General features: G+C 73.2%; 16 protein-coding genes. 6 read left to right on the forward strand and 10 right to left on the reverse strand.

From position 1 onward, the window contains the following. Positions 1 to 341 precede the first annotated feature (341 nt). Positions 342 to 1043 carry a phosphatase PAP2 family protein gene (locus tag JOD46_RS02015; RefSeq protein WP_204391276.1) on the forward strand — a complete coding sequence of 234 codons (702 nt, stop codon included), beginning with the start codon at positions 342 to 344 and terminating at the stop codon, positions 1041 to 1043. A gap of 25 nt (positions 1044 to 1068) precedes the next feature. Here the strand turns inward: JOD46_RS02015 and JOD46_RS02020 are convergent, their stop codons facing one another. Next, on the reverse strand, positions 1069 to 2220 hold the full coding sequence (locus JOD46_RS02020; protein ID WP_204391278.1) for an FAD-dependent oxidoreductase: 1152 nt from the start codon (positions 2218 to 2220) through the stop codon (positions 1069 to 1071). Between the two features lie 119 nt (positions 2221 to 2339). Between JOD46_RS02020 and JOD46_RS02025 the strand changes: the two genes are divergently transcribed. Beyond that, entirely contained in the window at positions 2340 to 2597 is a 258-nt protein-coding gene (locus tag JOD46_RS02025; protein WP_239562546.1) for a hypothetical protein, read from the forward strand. A 51-nt stretch (positions 2598 to 2648) separates the two neighbouring features. Here the strand turns inward: JOD46_RS02025 and JOD46_RS02030 are convergent, their stop codons facing one another. The 3 genes from JOD46_RS02030 to JOD46_RS02040 all read right to left on the reverse strand — a co-directional run bounded on the left by JOD46_RS02030 (position 2649) and on the right by JOD46_RS02040 (position 4708). Next, positions 2649 to 3182 carry a YbaK/EbsC family protein gene (locus JOD46_RS02030; protein WP_204391280.1) on the reverse strand — a complete coding sequence of 178 codons (534 nt, stop codon included), beginning with the start codon at positions 3180 to 3182 and terminating at the stop codon, positions 2649 to 2651. A gap of 242 nt (positions 3183 to 3424) precedes the next feature. Then, positions 3425 to 3811, reverse strand: coding sequence for a DUF2255 family protein (locus tag JOD46_RS02035; RefSeq protein WP_204391282.1), 387 nt, complete (start codon positions 3809 to 3811; stop codon positions 3425 to 3427). A gap of 144 nt (positions 3812 to 3955) precedes the next feature. Continuing rightward, the gene (locus tag JOD46_RS02040) at positions 3956 to 4708 is read right to left on the reverse strand and encodes a DeoR/GlpR family DNA-binding transcription regulator (RefSeq protein ID WP_204391284.1); all 753 of its coding nucleotides are present in this window, start codon (positions 4706 to 4708) and stop codon (positions 3956 to 3958) included. Between the two features lie 48 nt (positions 4709 to 4756). On the opposite strand from JOD46_RS02040, the gene JOD46_RS02045 reads away from it, so the two are divergent. After that, entirely contained in the window at positions 4757 to 5131 is a 375-nt protein-coding gene (locus tag JOD46_RS02045) for a DUF4406 domain-containing protein (RefSeq protein ID WP_204391286.1), read from the forward strand. A 12-nt stretch (positions 5132 to 5143) separates the two neighbouring features. Here JOD46_RS02045 and JOD46_RS02050 read toward each other — a convergent pair whose 3' ends face one another. Then, positions 5144 to 5866, reverse strand: a complete 723-nt coding sequence (locus JOD46_RS02050) for an SOS response-associated peptidase (RefSeq protein WP_204391288.1) — start codon at positions 5864 to 5866, stop codon at positions 5144 to 5146. 201 nt (positions 5867 to 6067) lie between these two features. Between JOD46_RS02050 and JOD46_RS02055 the strand changes: the two genes are divergently transcribed. Continuing rightward, entirely contained in the window at positions 6068 to 7834 is a 1767-nt protein-coding gene (locus tag JOD46_RS02055; protein ID WP_204391290.1) for an LVIVD repeat-containing protein, read from the forward strand. Between the two features lie 139 nt (positions 7835 to 7973). Here JOD46_RS02055 and JOD46_RS02060 read toward each other — a convergent pair whose 3' ends face one another. Further along, a complete protein-coding gene (locus JOD46_RS02060; RefSeq protein ID WP_204391292.1) occupies positions 7974 to 8630 on the reverse strand; it encodes a DUF305 domain-containing protein in 657 nt (218 codons plus the stop codon). 173 nt (positions 8631 to 8803) lie between these two features. On the opposite strand from JOD46_RS02060, the gene JOD46_RS02065 reads away from it, so the two are divergent. Next, entirely contained in the window at positions 8804 to 9988 is a 1185-nt protein-coding gene (locus JOD46_RS02065) for a low temperature requirement protein A (protein WP_204391294.1), read from the forward strand. Here JOD46_RS02065 and JOD46_RS02070 read toward each other — a convergent pair. The 4 genes from JOD46_RS02070 to JOD46_RS02085 all read right to left on the reverse strand — a co-directional run bounded on the left by JOD46_RS02070 (position 9985) and on the right by JOD46_RS02085 (position 13382). After that, a complete protein-coding gene (locus JOD46_RS02070; RefSeq protein ID WP_204391296.1) occupies positions 9985 to 10155 on the reverse strand; it encodes a hypothetical protein in 171 nt (56 codons plus the stop codon). The genes JOD46_RS02065 and JOD46_RS02070 overlap by 4 nt on opposite strands. A 98-nt stretch (positions 10156 to 10253) precedes the next feature. After that, positions 10254 to 11264: an SDR family oxidoreductase gene (locus tag JOD46_RS02075; protein WP_204391297.1), complete on the reverse strand. Its 1011-nt coding sequence runs from the start codon at positions 11262 to 11264 to the stop codon at positions 10254 to 10256. Further along, positions 11261 to 12703: a sensor histidine kinase gene (locus JOD46_RS18430; RefSeq protein WP_204391299.1), complete on the reverse strand. Its 1443-nt coding sequence runs from the start codon at positions 12701 to 12703 to the stop codon at positions 11261 to 11263. The genes JOD46_RS02075 and JOD46_RS18430 overlap by 4 nt, the downstream gene beginning before the upstream one ends. Before the next feature lie 7 nt (positions 12704 to 12710). Then, positions 12711 to 13382 (reverse strand): response regulator transcription factor, encoded by a 672-nt coding sequence (locus tag JOD46_RS02085; RefSeq protein ID WP_204391301.1) that lies wholly within the window; start codon positions 13380 to 13382, stop codon positions 12711 to 12713. 149 nt (positions 13383 to 13531) lie between these two features. On the opposite strand from JOD46_RS02085, the gene JOD46_RS02090 reads away from it, so the two are divergent. Beyond that, positions 13532 to 15163, forward strand: coding sequence for a glycosyltransferase family 39 protein (locus JOD46_RS02090; RefSeq protein WP_204391303.1), 1632 nt, complete (start codon positions 13532 to 13534; stop codon positions 15161 to 15163). The last annotated feature ends 2 nt before the right edge of the window (positions 15164 to 15165 follow it).

Genomic DNA, 15165 nt, shown 5'->3' on the forward strand with positions numbered 1-15165 from the left:
CGGCTTGGTAGTCCGCCACGATGCCGGCGTTGGTCTCCGGGCTCAGCCGCTTAGGGCCTTGTCGTACAGGGGTGGCCGTTTCCGGCCGTAGAACCCGCCCAGCGTTCGCCTGAGCCCGCAACTTCTCGAGGTGGGCCGTCGCCCTTTCTCGATTGCAGTGGGATTGCAGCAGGCGCACCAGCGAGCGATCGCCGGAAGGCCCGTTCGAGTCGGGATCGACTCGGCGGGCCTTCGGCGTATCGTCCGGCCGACCGGGCCCCGCGGGACGCCGCGGCCGACGCGGAACGCGCACCGACCGGATGGGCAGCCCCGGCATCCCCTCGGTCACTAGGCTGCGGGGCATGCGCCGGTTCCTGCGTTCGTTCGTCCTCCCGGGACTCGGAGCGATCGCCGTGCTCGCCGTGGCCGGGCGGGCAGCCCGGTTGCTCGGCGGCGACGATCCGCGGGAGGATCGCGCGGTGCGGGCGCTCCAGTCCGCGGCGGGCCACGCGCACGGCGACGATCCGCGGGTCGAGGCGCGCGCGACCCATCCGAGCCTCGATCGGGTCACGCGAGCCCTCTCCTGGTACTCCGGGGTGCCCCAGATGATCGCGAACGGCGCGGCCTGGTGCGCCGTGACGTGGTGGCTCACCCGCGACCGCCGTCGCGCCCTCGCCCCCGGTGCGGCGCTGGCGCTCGAGACCGCCTGCTTCGTCGCATCCGCGGCGCTCGTCGGACGCCCGCGACCCCCGGGCGTCTGGCGACCGGAGGCGCCGCACGCGACGTCGTCGTTCCCGTCGGGGCACACGGCGGCGTCCGTCGCGATCCACACCACGCTCGCCGACCTCCTCGACCGGCACGGAGTCCGCGGCGCCGGGGTGCTCGGCCCCGTGCTGCGGTACGCGATCCCGAGCGGGGTCGCGTTCTCCCGCGTCTACCGTGGTCAGCACCACATCTCGGACACCGTCGCGGGCGCCGTGCTGGGGCGGTGGAGCGCCGCGGTCGTGCGGCGGGAGCTGGTCTCCTCGGGCCGGTCGGCCGATCGGGCCGCGACGCGGCGCTGACCGCCCGGCGACGCGACGACGGGATTCAGGCGGCGACGGACGCCGACCCCGCTGAGGCCTGGACGGCCGCCTCGCGCACCGCCGCTCCGGCGTCGATCCCTACCGCCGTCACCACCTCGCCCCGCACGGCGCCGACGCTCATGGCGACGCCGGCCAGCGGCTGGGTCCAGCGGATGCCGGGGTGGGCGACGCCCCATCCCGAGAGCGTCGCGCCGTGGATGCGGCTCGAGAACGTGGCGTCGAAGCGGTACCCCCCTGGGTCGGGCGCGTCGAGCAGGTCGTGGAGCATGGCACGCGCCGCATGACGCCCCTGCGCCTCCGCGTCGGCCCAGTGGTCCACGCGAACCTCCGACGCGCCCGCTCGCACCGCCGCCGCACCCCCGGCCGCGTACACGCCCGGGACAGCGGTCCGCATCCGGCCGTCGACCGCGATGGCGCCGTCGGCGGCGCCGAGGAAGCGCGGCCGCATCGGCACGGTGCCGTGCGCGACGATCGCGACGTGGGCGTGGACGCGCTCGCCGCGGTCGAGCTCGATCCGGATCGCCGCCGGTCCGACGGCGATGTCGGCGACGCGACGGCCGAACCTCGTGTGGACGGCGCGTCGATGCAGGTCGGCGAGGGACGACGCCACCTCGGGGCCCAGTCTGCTGCACATCGGCAGGACCGAGTTCGAGACCAGCGTCACGTGCACGCCCGCCTCGGCGAGCACCGAGGCGGTCTCGGAGCCGACGAGCCCCGCACCGAGGACGATGGCGCGCGGGTCGTCCGCGGGAAGGAGTGCGCGCACCCGTTCGGCGTCCGCGGTCGAGTGCATGGTCGTGAGTCGGTCGGCGGCCGCGAGCGGGCCGCTCGCGGCGAGTCCCCGCGGTCGACTTCCGGACGCGATGAGCACGAGCCGTGCTCCCAGGCCGACGCCCGAACGCAATCGCACCACCGGTCCCGGATCCACCGCGATCGCCTCGTCGTCGACCAGGTCGACGCCGGGGGGAACGGTCCGCGCGGCCTGCGTCGCGGTCAGCAGGCCCGGCAGCACGCCCTTGGTCACGAGCGTCCGGTTGATGGGAGTGGCGGGCTCGACGATCGTGATGCGGCCGGGCCATCCGCTCCGGATGAGCTCGCCGGCCGCGGCGAGGCCGGCGGCCCCGGCTCCGATGATGACCGCGTGATCCGACGTCATGGCGACCTCCGTGTTGGCAAGGTACCCCGAGTGGGTATATCGTCAAGACGAACCATATACCCCCTATGGGTATTTCTGCACCATGTCCGTCCGGGACGAACCACCGAGAGGAACCCACCATGAGCGCTCACTGCTGCAGCACCGACGCCGGCCGCGGCACCGGCCACGTCGCCAAGCCCGCCCACGCGGCCGACCTGCTGCGCGCCGACGCCGACCTCGCCGAATGCCCCGTCATGCCCGGTAGCATGGTCGCCAAGGCCGACGCCGAGGCCGCCGGCCTGTTCCGCGACGTCGACGGCACCCGGTACTGGTTCTGCTGCGCGGCGTGCGGCCCGCTCTTCGACGCCGACCCCGCGAAGTACGCCGTCTCCGCCTGATCGCTCGTCGGGGACCCGCCGTCACCGCGGGTCCCCGACGCGTACTGCCGCTCACAGCGCGAGCGGCAGCACCTCGGCGTCGGGCAGCGACGCGAGGAACGCGCCGGTCACGAGGAGCTTCGAACCGCGGATGCCGCTGCCGACGATCAGGCGTTCGTGCGACGCGACCGACGCGTCGACGAGGATCGGCCAGTCGACGGGCAGCCCGACGGGCGTGATGCCGCCGTACTCCATGCCGGTCAGGGACACGGCGTCGTCCATCGCCGCGAACGAGAGCTTGCGCGCGTCGAGGTGGCGGCGCACGACCCCGTTCACGTCGGCGCGGTCCGAGCCACGCACCATCACCGTGGCGTACCACGTGCGCTCGCCGCGACGCGCCTGCACGACGACGCAGTTCGCGCCGTCCGCCATCGCGATGCCGTAGTGCTCGCAGAACGCGGCCGTGTCGGCCAGGCCGGGGTCGATCGCAGCGACCAGCACGTCGGCGACCGCGCCATCCGCCGCCCCGAGCGCCGCGGCCGTCGGCGCGGCGAGCAGCGCGGGCGAGTCGAGCGCGGGCGTGAAGTCGAGCGTTCCGAAGCGCATGCTGCGAGGGTACGACGGATGCCGCGCCGCGCCGATCCTGCGCGCGCAGGGTGCGTGCCGCCGAGACGTCGCGGATGGCGGGTGCCACCGTCCATGCGCGACCTTTCGACCACGTGGCGGGCGCTGCTGCGCCGGGGCCGGTGCGGCACAGGACGCGTGCGGCCGAGTGGTCGCGGATGGCGGGTGCCACCGTCCATGCGCGACGTCTCGAGCGCGCGGGCCGGGCGCGCGCCGGCGTCGACTCAGTCCCGCGGCTCCAACCGCAGCGTCACGCGCGCGACGTCGGGGCCGACGACCGTGGCGACCACGCTCGCCGGGTGCTGTCGGTACTTGTCGCGGTAGGCGGCATCCAGCGCGTCGTGCGTCGCGGTCTCGGAGGCCGGAACGTCGACGAACGCGACGTCGCGCTCGACTCCGCCGGCACGGATGCGACCCATGCCGGAGCGCTTCGCGTGGACGTACCATCCGTTCTCGGGACCGTAGGCCGACCTCACGTAGAGATCGTCGCCCGCGCGGACGACCCAGATGATCACGTCCCTCCGCAACGTGCCGTCGCGCCGGTACGACGCGACCCGCAGCTCCTCGGCGCCGCCGATGCGGGCCAGCTCGTCAGGGGTCCAGGTGCTCATGCGCGCTCCTTCCGATGGGTCGATCCTGCGACGACGACGACGGATTCGCGAGTCCCGGATTGCTGCGGGTCGACCCGCGGGAAGTCGGGATTCGGGAACGAGACGGGCCGGGCAGGGGGAGCGGATGGCGCGCCGTGCCGGTGCTCAGGCGCGGATCAGCGGCACGCCCGCCGCGTCGAGCGCGTCGAGCGCGGGCGAGTCGGCCGCGTCGGTGATGACGCCCGACACCGCGCCGAGCGGCAGCACCTCGAACGCCGACGCCGCGCCGATCTTCTCGGCGCTCGCGAGCACGTAGGTGTCGCCGGCTCGCGCGGCGAGGGCGCGCTTCATCGCGGCATCCTCGCGGTCGCCGGTCGTGAGGCCCGCCTCGGCGTGGACGCCCGTGACGCCGAGGAGGAAGAGGTCGGCACGAAGGTGCGACGCCGTCTCGACGGCGGTCGCGCCGTAGGCGACCATCGAGTGCCGGAACAGGCGGCCGCCGATGATCTCGACGTCGATGCCCTCGTGCTCGGCGAGGGCGACCGCGACCGTGGGGCTGTGCGTGACGACGGTCGCGCGCAGGTCGCGCGGCAGGGCCTGCACGACGGCGAGGGCGGTCGTGCCGCCGTCGATGGCGACGACCGCCCCGGGCGCGACGAGCGCCGCCGCCGCCGCGCCGACGCGGCGCTTGCCCGCCGGTGAGACGTCGGCCCGGGTCGTGTAGTCGGCCACCGCGGGGGAGACGGGGAGGGCCCCGCCGTACACGCGCTGCACGAGTCCGGCGGCCGCGAGTTCGCGCAGGTCGCGCCGGATCATGTCCTCGGTCACGCCGAGTTCGGCCGCGATCTCGCGGGCGACGATCCGCCCATCGCGGTGGAGTCGGTCGAGCAGCAGGTCACGGCGTTGCGCGGTAAGCACACGTTTCTCCTTGTTGTTACGCGTTTATCCATACTATGGTGTCGGACCATGGAACCGAAACTCATCCTCATCGCCGGCCCGTACCGATCCGGAACCGGCGACGACCCCGACCTCCTCGACCGCAACCTCCGCCGCCTCGAGGAGGCGGCGTGGCCGATCTTCCGCAAGGGCCACGTGCCGATGATCGGCGAGTGGGTCGCACTTCCCGTGCTCTCGAGCGCGGGAGCCGAGGGCCTCGACGACCCGCTCGCCGAGCAGGTCATGTACCCCACCGCGCACCGGCTGCTCCAGCACTGCGACGGCGTGCTGCGCCTGCCGGGCGAGTCGCGCGGCGCCGACCAGGACGTCGCGATCGCGCGGGAGCGCGGGATCCCCGTGTGGTTCACGGTCGACGAGCTCCCGGATGCCGCCGCCGTGGCGTGAGCGCTCCGCGCCTCAGCCGAGCGTGGGCGATTCGGCCAGCGGCTCGATGAGCGTCGGGTCGCCCGGGTCGATGCGCCGCTGGTTGTTCACGCGCGGATCGACCTCGTACTCGGTGATGGTCGGCGCGACGCGGTCGGACTGGGCGAGCAGGAAATCGACCATCGCCTGCGCATCGGCGGGCGAGAGCTTGGCCGGATCGAGGTAGTGGTCGATCGCGTCGAGCGGGAGGTACACGGGCATCCGGTCGTGGATCTCGCCCGAGGCATCCCGCGCCTCGCGCGTGATGATCGAGGTCGAGACCTCCCAGCTGCCGTCGTCGAGCTTGCGCGCGGTCGAGATGCCGGCGGCCGCGAGCAGGTCGTCGGGCCCGTGCAGGTAGTGCGCGCGCTTCTTGCCGGGCTCGCCCGTCCACTCGTAATAGCCCCGCATGGGCACGATGCAGCGGCCCGACGCGAACGCGCCCTTCCACAGCCCGTTGGTGGCGACCGTCTCGATGCGGCTGTTGAACTGCGGGCGCTTCGACTCCTTCATGAAGGCCGGATGGAAGTCCCATCGGGCAGGCTCGAGCCGCCGCACGAACTCGCCCGTGTCGGACTTCGCGCGCTCGCGCACGATCGGGACCGTGTCGGTCGGCGCGAGGCTGTATCGCGGCTGCCAGTCGGCGAAGTCGTTCTCGGCATCGAAGACCGCGGTGAGGTCGTCGGCCTGCTGGGAGACCACGAAGCGTCCGCACATGGGAGGCCCTCCGATCGGGATGGCACGAGCCTACGCCGGGCCTCCGACACGCCGGTGGGCCGAAATGAGGGCTGCGCGAACGCCCCTCTTCTGGGTACGTTGAATCGGAGATCGGTTTCCGATCCATCGGGCGACACGACGAGGTGCCGCTCGACGTCGGAGTGCATCCGATCGCATCGCAAGCGAGAAGAGAGGGCACCAATGATGAGAACCTCCCACCCACCCGTGCGATGGCGCAGGCGCGCGATCGCAGCCGCGGGAGCACTGCTGCTCGGCACGTCGCTCATGACGGCCACCGCCGCATCGGCCGAGGACGACCCGCGCGTCGACCTCCCGGGCGGCTACCTCGACGCGCCGGTCGCGACGAGCAACGTCGACCTGCTCGCGAGCCTGCCCAAGCAGGGCGCGTTCGACGGCGCGGTCAACGACTTCGCCAAGGTCAACTCCGACCTCGCCTTCACGGGCGACCACGCGATCGTCGGCAGCTACAACGGCTTCCAGGTCTACGACGTCTCCGACCCGGCCGCGCCGACGCTGGCGTCGTCGTTCGTCTGTCCGGGCGGCCAGGGCGACGTGTCGGTCTACGGCGACCTGCTGTTCATGTCGGTCGAGGAGACCCGCGGCCGCATCGACTGCGGTTCGGCACCCATCACCGACCCCGTGACGCAGCGGTTCCGCGGCGTGCGCATCTTCGACATCAGCGACCTCTCGAACCCGGTGCAGCTGCCGGGCGTGCAGACGTGCCGCGGGTCGCACACGCACACGCTCGTGACCGACCCCGACGACCCCGAGAACGTCTACATCTACAACTCGGGCACGTCGAGCATCCGCTCGGAGCTCGAGTTGGCGGGATGCAGCACTGGGGACGCGACCACCGAGAACCCGACGCGTTGGCGCATCGACGTGATCAAGGTGCCGCTCGCGGCGCCCGAGACGGCGGCGATCGTGAGCCAGCCGCGGATCTTCCAGGACTACGAGACCGGCGCGGTCAACGGCCTGCAGAACGGCCCGACGCAGCCGCTGCACCCGTCTGGCGTGCCGTACAGCCCGAGCCCGAACACCAACACGTGCCACGACATCACCGCGTTCCCCGAGATCGGGCTCGCGGCGGGCGCGTGCCAGGGCAACGGCATCCTGCTCGACATCACCGACCCGGTCAACCCGGTGCGGCTGGACGCGGTCGCCGACGTCAACTTCGCGTACTGGCACTCGGCCACGTTCAACAACGACGGCACCAAGGTCGTGTTCACCGACGAGTGGGGCGGCGGAACCGGTGCGCGCTGCCGCGAGACCGACAAGCCGGAGTGGGGCGCGAACGCGCTGTTCGACATCGTCGACGGCAAGCTCCAGTTCGCCAGCTACTACAAGCTGCCCGTCCCGCAGAGCACCGACCAGAACTGCGTCGCGCACAACGGCTCGATCATCCCGGTGCCGGGCCGCGACATCATGGTGCAGGCCTGGTACCAGGGCGGCATGTCGATCTTCGACTTCACCGACACGGCCAACCCGGTCGAGATCGCGTACCTCGACCGCGGGCCGGCGATCCCGGGTGCCTTCAACCTGGCCGGGTTCTGGTCGACGTACTGGTACGACGGCAACGTCTACGGCAGCGAGATCGCGCGCGGCTTCGACGCCATGGCGCTCACCGAGAGCGGCATGATGTCGGCCAACGAGATCGCGGCCGCCGGCGAGATCGAGCAGAGCGAGTTCAACGCGCAGCTGCAGACGATGCTGGAGCACGCGCCGAGCTACAACGTCGTGCGCTCCTACGTCGACCAGGCAGAGCGTGCGGGCACGCTCTCGGGCGAACAGCTCGCGAAGGTCGAGAAGCTGATCGGCAAGGCCGAGTCGACGAAGTCCGGCAAGTCGGCCTCGGGTCTGCTCACCGCGGCCGCGAGCGAGTCCGGCCTCCCGGCCGACTCCGACCTGGTGCAGGGACTGGCCGCCCTCGCCGCCAGCCTCCGCTGATCCATCGGCGGGGAGGTCGTCCGCGGCCTCCCCGCCCCGACCACGAGGCCCCGGCGCTCCTCGCAGCGCCGGGGCCTCTCGGCGTCCCCGCCGCGCGTCCCGCCGCGTCCGCGCCGCCGCGTCCCGCCGCCCGCGCCGACTAGGACGAGCGCTCGGCGAGCATGCCCTGCATGCGCGTGATCTCGATGCCCTGGTCGCCCTCGACGTGCCGGGCGAACTGGCCGATGCTCGCCTCCACGCCGCCGCCCGCCGCCCAGAGGTCGGCGACCATCTCGAGCGCGCCCTGGTGGTGCTGGATCATGTACTCGAGGAAGAGCCGCTCGAACTCCTCCCCGGATGCCGTCTCGAGGCGGTCGAGCTGTTCCTGGGTGAGCATGCCCGGCATGTCGTGGGCACCGTGGCCGGCGTGCTCGTCGCGCAGCGGCGTGCCGCGCTCCTGGAGCCAGGCGGCCATGAGATCCATCTCGTCCTCCTGGCTGATCCGCATCCGCTCGGCGAGCAGTCGCACGTCGCGATCGGTCGTCCGCTCCTCGACCCATCCGGTCATGGTGAGCGCCTGCTCGTGGTGCAGGATCATCATCTGCATGAACTCGACGTCGGCCTCGGTGTGCTCGGGCTCCTCGAGGCCCGACGCCTCGTCGGGCGACAGGGTGCGGTTCGGCTCTCCCGGGGCGCCGAGCTGGACGACCGGGCTGGTCGACTCGGGCTCGGCCGGCCCGGTCGACGTGCACGCGGCGAGGCCGAGGGCGAGCAGCGCCGCCGTTCCGATCGTGCAGGACCGCCGCAGCGCCGTCATCCCAGTACCCCGTCCCGTTCGTCGTCCACGAGCGAACCGGGTTGCGCGGATCATCCGCGATCCGGTCCTCGTTCCATTCAACTCGAAACGCCGGTGATGCGCGAACGACCGGATGACCGCGCCGCGGGCCGCGGCATCCGCCGTTCGGCACGCCACACCGGCAAGATGGCCGCATGGCCTTCGGACTGCGCGCCGACGTGCTGCGACCCACCGGCACCGAGCGCGCCCAGCGCGTGACGTACGTCGAGCTCTTCTTCGACCTCGTCTTCGTGTTCGGCCTGACGCAACTCGGCTCCTACCTGTACGAGAACCAGACGCCGCTCGGCGCGCTCGAGGGCGTGATCATGGTGTGCGCGCTCTGGTGGGCGTGGGTGTCGACGACCTGGGTCACCAACTGGCTCGACCCGGTGAAGCTGCCGGTGCGGCTGGCGGTGATCGCGCTCGCCTTCACCGCATTCGTGATGAGCGCCTCGATCGCCGAGGCCTTCGGCGATCGGGCGTGGGCGTTCGCGCTCGCCTACGTCGTGCTGAAGCTCGGGCGCGCGGTGTTCATGGTCTGGGCCACGTCGCGCCACGACGGGAGGGTCGCACGCGAGTTCGGCAACGTGCTCGTGTGGGCGCTCGGCGGGTCGGCCCTGTGGATCGTCGGGGCGCTGCTTCCCCTCCCAGCCCAGCTGCCGTGCTGGGCGGCCGCGCTCGGACTCGAGCTGACCGGCAGTATCGCCGGCTATCCCGTGCCGGGCCGCGGCCGCATGGACATCGGCCGGTGGGATGTCTCGGGCGCCCACATCGCCGAGCGTGCGGCGCTGTTCGTGCTCATCGCGCTCGGCGAGGGGCTGCTCGTGACGGGCTTCGAATTCGCGGGCGAGGAGTCCTCGCCCGACCGCGTCATCGCGGTGGTCGGCGCGTTCGTCGCGGCGGCGGCGTGCTGGTGGATCTACTTCGACCACGGCGAGCGGATCGGCTCCGAGGCGATCCAGGCGGCCGAGGCGCCCGGTCGGCTGGCGCGCATCGCCTACTCGTGGGTGCACCTCGTGATCATCGGCGGCATCGTGCTGCTCGGCGTCGGCGACAAGGAGGTGCTCGGCCATCCGCACGAGCAGAGCCTGCCCGCTGTCGTCGCCGTGCTCGGTGGGCCGATGCTGTTCCTGGTCGGCACCGTGCTGTTCCGGCGCGTGCTCGAACGCCGGTGGATGCGCGCCCAGCTCGCGGGCATCGCCGCGCTGGTGGTCGTCGCGGCCTGCACGCCGCTGCTCGACCCGCTGTCGACCGGCTCGATCGCGGCACTCGTGCTGGTCGCGACCGCCGCGGGCGAGACGGCCGAGCGGATGGCGCGCCGCGCGCCGGAGGGCGGCTAGCGCCCGCCGAACTCCTCCTGGTCCTCGTCGGGATCGGCGACCTCCTCCATGACGTACTCGACGTCCTCCTCGCCGACGCCTTCGGCCTCGAGCTCGTCCTCGTACTCCACCTCGGCCAGTCGGCCCTTGTCGAACGGGCCCTCGAGCGGGTCGACGAAGCTGGTCATGGCATCCCCTCTCACCACTGCGGCGGACGCCCGGTCGGCGACGCCGCGTCTGCACAGGCTAACCCCGACGGCGCGGGCGCGGAACGGCCGGAGGTCCCTCAGGCGCGCGGGAGTGCGAGGATCCGCTCGAAGGCGGCGTCCGCCGCGGGATCGACCCGTTGCAGCTCGGGGTGGGCGTCGTGGAAGTCGATGATCTGCCGTGCGCCCTCGTCGAACGTGATCGTGGTGCGGAAGCCGGGCTCCAGGGCCTTCACCTTCGCGTTGTCGAAGACCATGGAGTGGGCCTTGTCGCCGAGCAGCCCCGGGCCCCACTCGGGGTGCACGGCCGCGATGGTCTCGGAGGCCACGTGCACGAGCTCGGGCTGCGCCACGCCGGCGGCCTCGGCGAGCCATCCGTAGATCTGGTTCCAGGTCGGCGCGTGGTCACCCGTGATGTGGAACGCGTCGCCGACGGCCATCGGGTTGCCGAGGAGGCCGACGAACGCGACGGCGAAGTCGGCGTGGTGCGTGATGGTCCAGAGGCTCGTGCCGTCGCCGTGGACGACGACCGGCTTGCCGGCGCGCATCCGGGCGATGTCGGTCCAGTGCCCCAGGGTCGGCAGCAGCGTGCGGTCGTACGTGTGCGAGGGACGCACGATGGTCGCCGGGAACCCGCGCTCGCGCACCGCGGCGACCAGCAGGTCCTCGCAGGCGATCTTGTCGCGCGAGTACTGCCAGAACGGGTTCACGAGCGGAGTGGACTCGGTCACGGGCAGGCGGCTGGGCGGGGTCTGGTAGGCGGACGCCGAGCTGATGAAGACGTACTGTCCGACCCGGCCCTCGAAGAGCTCGAGGTCGGTGCGCACATGCTCGGGCGTGAACGCGAGGAACTCGCACACGACGTCGAACTCGAGTGCGTCGGCGGTGCCGCGCCCGAGCGCCTCGCGCACCGAGTCGGGGTTCCGGATGTCGCCGACGACCTGCCGCACGTCGGCCGGCAGGGGCCGCAGGCTCGACGAGCCGCCACGGTTCAGCACCGTCACGTCGTGGCCGACCTCGACGGCGCGCGCGACGCACGCCGAGCTGATGACGCCGCTGCCGCCGAGGAAGAGGATCCGCTTCGCGCTCATCGCCCCATGCTGCCATCCCGGCCCTCGATGGCGAACGGGCGTCGTGGCCGGTCGCCGTTCTCCGGCTCGCCGCCGGCCGGTTCCGCGGGCACGACGACGACCACCGTCAGCCCCTCGTCGGGGCGGTTGCGCAGCTCGACGCGTCCGCCCGCGACGGACGCGATGCCGGAGACGATCGGCAGCCCGAGCCCCGACCCGCCCTCGGGGGCGCCGGGCCCGCGCGTGAAGCGTTCGAACGCGACGGGCACCAGCGCCGGATTCATCCCGCCTGCATCGTCGCGCACCGAGAGCTCGGCGTCGTCGCCGGCGATCGTCCAGGCGACGTCGACGTGCACCTCGCGCCCCCCGGCCGCGGTGACCGCGTTCGCGATGAGGTTCTCGCAGATCCGATCGAGCTGCGCGCGCGACAGCGGCACCCGGCGGTCGCGGTCGGCGCGAGGATCGATCTCGTGGTCGATGCTCGTCGCGCCCGCGGCGTACGCGCGGCGGCTCCGCTCGACCACCTCGACCACGGTGTCGGCGAGCTCGCCCCACCGGGCCGAGCCGGGCTCGGCCTGCGCGTCGAGCCGCGAGAGCTCGAGGAGCGAGGTCGCGAGCGAGGAGAGCCTCGCGAGCGTGCGCCGCGCGGCCTCGAGGTCGGCGATCAGGCGTTCGCGGGGCGGGTCGCCCGCGAGGGCGAGGTCGAGCTGGGCCTGCAGGATGGCGAGCGGCGTGCGCAGCTCGTGCGAGGCGTTCGAGACCATCTGCCGCTCGCGCTCGAGCGACCCGCGCAGTCGCTCGATGAGGGTGTTCAGGTCGCGGGCGAGCGCGGCGATCTCGTCGTCGGCGCCGCCGACCGGCAGGAGCTGGTCGCCGGGCCGGTCCGCGAGCCGCGCCGCGCCGCGCCGCAGTCGCTCGACCGGCGCGAGCGCCGCGGTGGCGATCACCCACGATCCCGCGCCGAACCCGGCGACGATCAGGACCACGGCCGCGGCGAGCAGCAGCCCGATCTGCTCGAGCACCGCGGCCTGCACGGCCGCGTGCCGGGCGGCGACGACGTGCCACGTGCCGGCCGCGCCCTCGACCGCCGTCGTGCGGACGAGGTAGTCGTCGCCGCCGGCGCCGACGGTGTGCAGGTCGTGCCCCTCGGCGACGAGCTCGTCGAGGCGGGCGCTGAGCGCCGGCGGGAGCGTGTCGACGAGGACCTCGCCGTTCGGGTCCACGACCGCGGCGAGCTGCCCCGGCCCGGGAGGGTCGATGCCGTCGGCGCCGCCCTCGCCGATCTCGGTCGCGTACGGCGCCTCGATGGCGTGCAGCACCGACGCCTCGCCGCGCAGCACGATCCGACGGACCTGGTCGTAGATCAGCACGCCGGCGATCGTGGTGAGCACGAGCGCGACGAGGACGCTCCCGGCGGTGATCCGGGTGCGGATCTTCAGGCGGCGGAACGAACGGAACACGGGTGGGTCACCCCGAGCCCGCGAATCGGTAGCCGACGCCGCGGACGGTGTCGATTCCGGCCGCGGACCCGACCCGCTGGAGCTTGCGTCGCACGTAGCTGACGTACTGGTCGAGCACGTTCGGGTCGATGAAGTCGGCCGACCCCCAGACCGACTCGAGCAGCTCCGACCGCGTCACGACCTCCCCGGCGCGCGCCGCGAGCAGGTGCAGCAGGTCGAACTCGGTGGGGGTCAGCCCGAGCTCGCCCGCGTGCGACGCGATCCGGTGGCGTGCGAGCTCGAGCTCGAGGTCACCGACGGCGAGGCGGGTCGACCCGTTGGTCTCGCGACGGCGGAGCGCCCTGATCCGGGCGGCGAGCTCGGCGAACGCGAACGGCTTGGTCAGGTAGTCGTCGGCGCCCGAGTCGAGGCCGCGCACGCGGTCGTCGACGGCATCGCGCGCGGTGAGCAGCACGATGCCGAGATCGGGTGCGAGCTCGCGCAGGCGCCGGCAGAGCTCGAATCCGCTCATGCCCGGCAGGCCCACGTCGACCACGGCGATGTCGTGGGGCGCCGTCATCGACTCGAGGGCGGCGAGGCCGTCGCCGACCGAGACGACGTCGTGGCCCTCGTCCGAGAGGCCGCGCACGAGCAGTGCGGCCATCTCGGGTTCGTCGTCGACGACGAGGATGCGTGCCACCGGCCCTCCTTCTCGGGTCCGTGGCCCGATCCTACGACCGCCGCCGCAGCCCCGACGCGGAGCCGTCGCTCGCGAACCTGAGAAGACTCTCACCTCCGGGCCCGCGCGCTCACAGTCGGCCGTGATCGCGCACCGACAGCATCGGGCGCATGACCTCAGTCCGCGAACGGGGGCGGGGCCTCGCGGGTGCCGGGCTCCCACCGGTCTCCGGCGCCTCGCGGCGACTGGGCGGCACGCTGCCGCCGGTCGGACTTGCCACGCGCGCGACCGTGGTCGGCGTGGCCGCCGCCGTGATCGGGTACGCGGGCGCCGGCATCCCGTCGTACTGGGGCGACGAGGCGGCGAGCGTCCTGTCGGCGCAGCGCTCCTGGCCGAGCCTGGGCCTCGTGCTCGGGCGGATCGATGCCGTGCACGGACTGTACTACTCGCTGCTCCACGTCTGGATCCGCGTGTTCGGCGCGGGCGAGTGGTCGACGCGTGCGCCGAGCGCCATTGCGGTCGGCCTGCTGGCGGCCGGCACGGTCGTGCTCGCGGCGCGGTGGATCGACCTCCGCCTCGCAGTCCCTGCGGGCCTCGCCGCCGCGGTGCTGCCGCGCACGACGGCGATGGCGATCGAGGCCCGGTCGTATGCGCTGGCCGCGGCGGTCGCGGTGTGGCTGACGGTCCTCGTCGTCGAGCTCGCGCGCCGTCGAGCGGCGCCGGCGTGGTGGGCGGCCTACGGCGTCGGGATGGCGCTCGCATCGACGCTGTTCCTCTACCTGGTGCTGCTCCTGCCCGTGCACGCGGCCGCGGTGGCGGCGGAGCGCGTTCCGCGGGGGACCTGGCGCCGGTTCGCGGTGGGCGCGGCGACCGCGCTCCTCCTCTCGCTGCCGATCCTGGTCGCCGCCTACGCCGAGCGCCGCCAGCTCGACTTCCTCTCCCGGCGGGACTACGCGACGCCGAAGGGCGTCGTCGTCGCGCAGTGGTTCGCGTCGCCCTGGGTCGCGATCGTGGCGTGGGCCCTCATCGGCGCTGGCGCGATCGCGGTGGGCGCCGCCGCCCGCCGCGTGGGCGTCGGGGCGGATGACGCGTCGACGACGAACGCGCTCCTGCCGCTGCTCGCGTGGCTGGTGGTGCCCACCGCGGCGCTCCTCGTGCTCGACCGCACCGTCGCACCCACCTACAGCCCGCGGTACCTGTCGTTCTGCGTGCCGGCGGTCGCCATGCTCGCCGCGGCGGGGCTCGACGCGATCGTGGCGCGCGCGGCCGGAGCGGTCGGGGCGGCGCGCGGCGCCGGCGGAGTGCGCGCACGCGCGACGGCGCGGTCCCGCGTGGCCGTGACGGTGATCGCCGCGATCGCCGTGGCCGCGCTGCTTGCTCCCGTGTACGTCCACCAGCGGACCGAGTACGCGAAGGACGGGGGCAGCGACCTGCGCGAGGTGGCCGCGTACGTCTCGGCGCATGCGCGCGGCGGCGACGCCGTCGTCTTCGACCGTACGACCAAGCCGTCGCGACGTCCGCGGCTGGCGATGCACCTGTATCCCGCCGCGTTCGTGGGCCTGCAGGATGTCGCGCTGCGCACGCCGTACGCCGAGCGCCGCTCGCTGTGGGACCGTACCTGGCCCGTGGCCGACCTCGCCGCCGGGGTCGACGCCCCCACGGTGTGGGCGCTCGAGCTGCCATCGTCCCCGTCGGCCGGGGCGGTGCCCGACGACGTGGCGGCGCTCGAGGCGTACGGGTACCGGGTCGTCGACCGGCAGCTGATCCATCGCACCGTCGTGTACCGGCTCGAGCGGGGCTGACG

The sequence above is a fragment of the Agromyces aurantiacus genome (assembly GCF_016907355.1).
Taxonomy (GTDB): Bacteria; Actinomycetota; Actinomycetes; order Actinomycetales; family Microbacteriaceae; genus Agromyces; species Agromyces aurantiacus.